The sequence below is a fragment of the Leptolyngbya cf. ectocarpi LEGE 11479 genome, from assembly GCF_015207065.1.
Lineage (GTDB): Bacteria > Cyanobacteriota > Cyanobacteriia > Phormidesmidales > Phormidesmidaceae > Leptothoe > Leptothoe ectocarpi.
Window position 1 is genome coordinate 1 of record NZ_JADEXP010000450.1, and the last position, 4,484, is coordinate 4,484.

Sequence of the window (4,484 nt, forward strand, 5' to 3'; positions counted from 1 at the left end):
TGTATAAGAGACAGGAGTTGCGATCGCTGGGGTAATCAACGTCAAAGACTACTTTTGGTTTAAACAAGGTGTTTCCCTATCTCTGTCAGCCGACGAACAGCGCACCATTACCCAAAAGGCCAGCCGCATTGTCCGCAGCCTGAACGAGCCTCAGACAAATCGATTACAGTTTCTCGCAGCGTTAGGCAGTACAGTTATTCTAGCCATTTTTGTAAATACTGTTGAACTGGGCTGCACCGCAATCTTACCCGTGGTCTACATGACCACCCTGGTAAACTATTGCAACACTCAAAGTGTAGGCGGCACTCTATTATGCCAAACCACTTGGACTTTCCTTTATGCCGTCCTCTATATTGTGCCTTTGGGGCTCATACTGGCAAATTTCATCTATTCCTTTGAGTCCACTCGGTTAACTGAAAACCAAGGCCGCCGCCTTAAATTGGCTAGTGGATTGTTCATGTTATTTTTTGGGCTAGTGATGATTTTTCAGCCAGAGTTATTGTTGCTAGCTTAAATGTGGTTTGATAAGTAGGTCACGGCTCTGTTATTGAGATCGGCTTACCAATTGTCAAGGTTATGTCCATACGCCCTGGGATTTTAGGCGTCTTCACAATTCTCTCACATTAAAGTTTTAGAGTAGAAGTGAGGCTAAGTAAAACCGCAGTACCAAACCTGCATTATCATCTCGCTGCACTCACCTCAGGGAGGCTTATGAGCAGTGTACAGTTCGTGACTATTGACCATTATACTCCCGATTACGATAACAGCGCCTATCCGTTATCAGAAACCTAGAATTCTACAAATGAGGAGGCACAAGTTCCGATCGTTGGATGAACCTCATGCGAAAAATATTGAATAACCCCCTCTCCTAAAAACTAGGAGAGGGGATTGCTTAACCTCCAATCTATGTTAGACAAGTCGGCCTATCAAAGATCACCAAAAACGTAGCCAATACCGATAGTGAAACCGACCTCATCACCGTCAGCAAATGGTAGATAGTTAACGGCCCCATTTACAGCCCACTGATCACTAATTAGATAGTCGCCTCCACCTGTGAGAGCAAATTCAACCGTGCTGTCGTCACCGATATCACCACCAATTCCTAGCCCTAGGAACGGATAAAGTTTACCGCTCCGGTCTAACGAATTAAAGTCATAGGTAATCGGCAAAACATAGGAAACATCCTCACCATCATCAAAATCAAAGTCTGTTGCAACTGATGGTCTAACCGAAACGTGATCGTCAATAACAAGCTTGCCGTTAACGACAAAACCATTATCACCGCCACCTAAACCGACATAGCTGTAGTCAGGCATTTGCTGTGCTGATGCCGCAAGAGGCCAGGATAGCAAAGCAGTTGTTACAAGACTTACAGGAATCCACTTGAGACTTTTTTTCATCATCCCCACTCCCTAACGAAATAAAGCATAACGTAGTGAAATAGACCTTCACAGCCTATTCTTTTCAGATCGTGGCGATTTTAGATCGTAGCGATAAAAGTCAGGCATTTTGAAGGGGCTGTTCGAAAAATATCTGTCTGAGATGAGATATTCTTTCTCTAGCCTGCTTTAAGTATATCCCCAGTGAATGACGACTTTATGACGTTATGGGACGCTTTTCTAAGTGTTTGCCAAAATTATGATCAAAGAGGAATTTACTCCCATCATTGACTAATAACGGCAATAGGGAACTGAGGGCAACTATCAGCCAGTCTATGAGGGTTAATGGAGCCAGGCTGAGGAGGTTAGTCAATGCCAAGAACACCATGGGCAACAGTTGGAGGATGAGCGTGAATGAGATCGCAACCACCACATAGGGATTCACGGACAGCTGTTGAGTATTCCAAACGCCATATTTTTCAGAGCGGCAGCTCAGGGTATGCAAAATCTGGCCAATCGTCAGCCCCATAAATAAAATCGTACCCGACTGAGGCCCAGGCCCATGCTGCCAGAGGCCGTAACCATAGCCCCCCAGGGCACTGAGAGAGAGCACGATAGACTCAAACCCAATGCGCCCAAAGTCAGTCGCCTTAATGAGCGGCTCATGGGGGTTGCGAGGAGCTTGAGTCAACACATCGGATTCAGGCGGCTCCAGTGCCAGGGCTAACCCCGGAAATACATCGGTGACTAAGTTTAACCAGAGGAGTTGCATCACGGTCATGGGAGAACCGATAGCCACAGTCGTCATCACCGCCGTGACGATAATCTCACTCAGGTTGGTAGACAGCAGAAAATGAACTGACTTACGGATATTACTATAGGTGGTTCGACCTCGCTTCAGGGCATCCACTAAGGTCTTCAGATTGTTGTCGGCAATCACCACATCGGCGACTTCGTGTACCCCATCGCTGCTGCCTGCCCCCATGGCAATCCCGACATTAGCTATTTTCAACGCCGGGGTATCGTTAATGCCATCTCCCGTCATCGCCACGATCTGGCCTGCGGCCTGTAGCGTCTGAACAATCTCCAGCTTATGGGTAGGGGTAACCCGTGAAAAGACATCTACCTGCTCAAGGTGGCTGCTAGGGGATAAGCTGCTCAGCCCCGTGGCATCTAGCACAGTCATCTGGGACTGACGGCTAAGCTGCAAGGTCTCGGCAATAGCGCGAGCGGTGGGTCTTTGATCGCCTGTGATCATAACGGTCTTGAGCCCCGCCTGGTGAAATGCCCCAATCAGGTCTGGCACCCCTGCCCGAATAGGATCGCTCAGTCCCACCAGGCCTAGCCAGATCAGGTTGTTCTCAGGTGCTGAGTCAGTTCTTTCTCTTGGTGGATAAGCTCCTTGTTTGTAAGCAAACCCCAACACCCGCAAAGCTTTACCCGCAAGCTGTTGATTACTCAGCCCAATGCGCCCACGATCGGCTGCCGTGAGGGGATGTATCATCTCTCCCTGCTGCCAGCGATCGCACCGGGATAACACCGCTGCTGGGTTCCCTTTTACGGCTATTAGCGTCAGCGCCTCTGCCTCAGATGACGTGGTCCTGCTTTGATGGATCGTACTCATCACAGGGTGAGTCTGGGTGCGCGCATATGTCACCATCAGCGGTGCATGGCGTTGCTGGTCAACCACATCCACACCAGCAGCTACCGCCATTTCAATTAAGGCTGTTTCCGTGGCCGAACCTGTGATCACAGGTGGTCCATCGGTCTGCGGCTTCACCTGAGCGTCACTACACAACACCGCCACTTGCATCAACAGACCAGTCGCTGATTGAGAAACAGGTTTAGGATTGATTTTAGGAACAAATGCTCGCCCCGTTGGAGACAACCATTTGCCCGCGTTTACCTGCCAACAATCTGTGCCCACCTGGACGTCTGAAACAACCATTTTATTCTCAGTAATGGTGCCAGTTTTATCGAGGCATATAGTTTGCACAGCCCCTAGGGCCTCAACCGCATTCAGGGTGCGAATAAAGATATGGCGGTGGCGCATTTCCTGGATGCCCAAGGCCAGGGTGGTGGTGGCAATGGTGGGTAGCCCTTCTGGCACCGCCGCCACCGCTAGCGAGATCGCAATTTTGAGCATAGGCAACAGGGCATACCCTCGCAGTACCCCCATGCCAAACACTAGAGCACACACGGCGCAACTGAGCCCCACCAACTGCCCACTAACGGTATCTAACTGCTTCTGGAGTGGGGTCTCAGTAGCTGGGACGGTATCGACTAGCTGCTGGATTTTACCAAGTTCTGTGGTGGGGCCAGTGGCAACTGCGATCGCAACCCCTTGCCCGTCAGTTACCAACGTTCCCTTATAGACCATATTGATGCGCTCTGCCAGCGGCACCTCCCCCCTAGGCAACACATCAGGTGTTTTCTCCACCGGGATGCTCTCGCCAGTCAAAGCCGCCTCATTAATAGTCAGCCCCTGAGCATCAATGACCCGAGAGTCAGCCGCCACAAAGCTACCTGCCCGCAAGATCAGTAAATCTCCTGGCACCACCGATGCAGTCGCAATCGGCTGTTCTTGCCCCGATCGTATAACGCGGGTCATCGGCTCCCCGCGCGATTTGAGGGTCCGAATAATCTTCTCGGATTGACTTTCGGTCACATAGCCAATCGTGGCATTAATGCCCACCACACCCATAATCACCACCGCGTCGATTGTTCCTCCCGTAAAGAGACATAGGCATGCAGCCGCTGTTAGTAGGGCAACCGGCAGCGTCGTAAATTGAGCCAACCAGAGCTTGAGACTAGAACGGGGCAAAATCTCAGGCAACGTGTTGAGGCCATAGTTGTCCAGATTGGTTCTAACATCCGATTCGGACAGACCCGCCGTAGATGAGGTCTTTAAGAGCGTGACTACCGCAGATGCGTCTAGCTGATGCCAGTCCCTGGAAGGATACTCATATCTTGGATCAGCCTGCACTGCTTGAGCCACTGTGACATACACCTCACATAAAGAATGTCTTATTTTAGTGAATCTCCATCCAGCACAAGCCTGTTTTTCTCCATCAGGATTTAAGAAAATTTGCCAGTCAGCCAGCT

The 4,484-nt window shown here is 50.1% G+C and carries 2 protein-coding genes; both read right to left on the bottom strand.

Annotated features, from left to right (window positions below; translation table 11 throughout):
* Positions 1–926: 926 nt before the first annotated feature.
* Positions 927–1,403 carry a YadA-like family protein gene (locus IQ260_RS28095; RefSeq protein WP_228016498.1) on the bottom strand — a complete coding sequence of 159 codons (477 nt, stop codon included), beginning with the start codon at positions 1,401–1,403 and terminating at the stop codon, positions 927–929.
* A 193-nt stretch (positions 1,404–1,596) separates the two neighbouring features.
* The gene (locus tag IQ260_RS28100) at positions 1,597–4,377 is read right to left on the bottom strand and encodes a cation-translocating P-type ATPase (protein ID WP_322745067.1); all 2,781 of its coding nucleotides are present in this window, start codon (positions 4,375–4,377) and stop codon (positions 1,597–1,599) included.
* Between the last annotated feature and the right edge of the window lie 107 nt (positions 4,378–4,484).

Excerpts from the sequence above, each read along its gene's own strand:
- IQ260_RS28095 (WP_228016498.1), bottom strand. The coding sequence starts at position 1,403 with ATGATGAAAAAAAGTCTCAAGTGGATTCCTGTAAGTCTTGTAACAACT.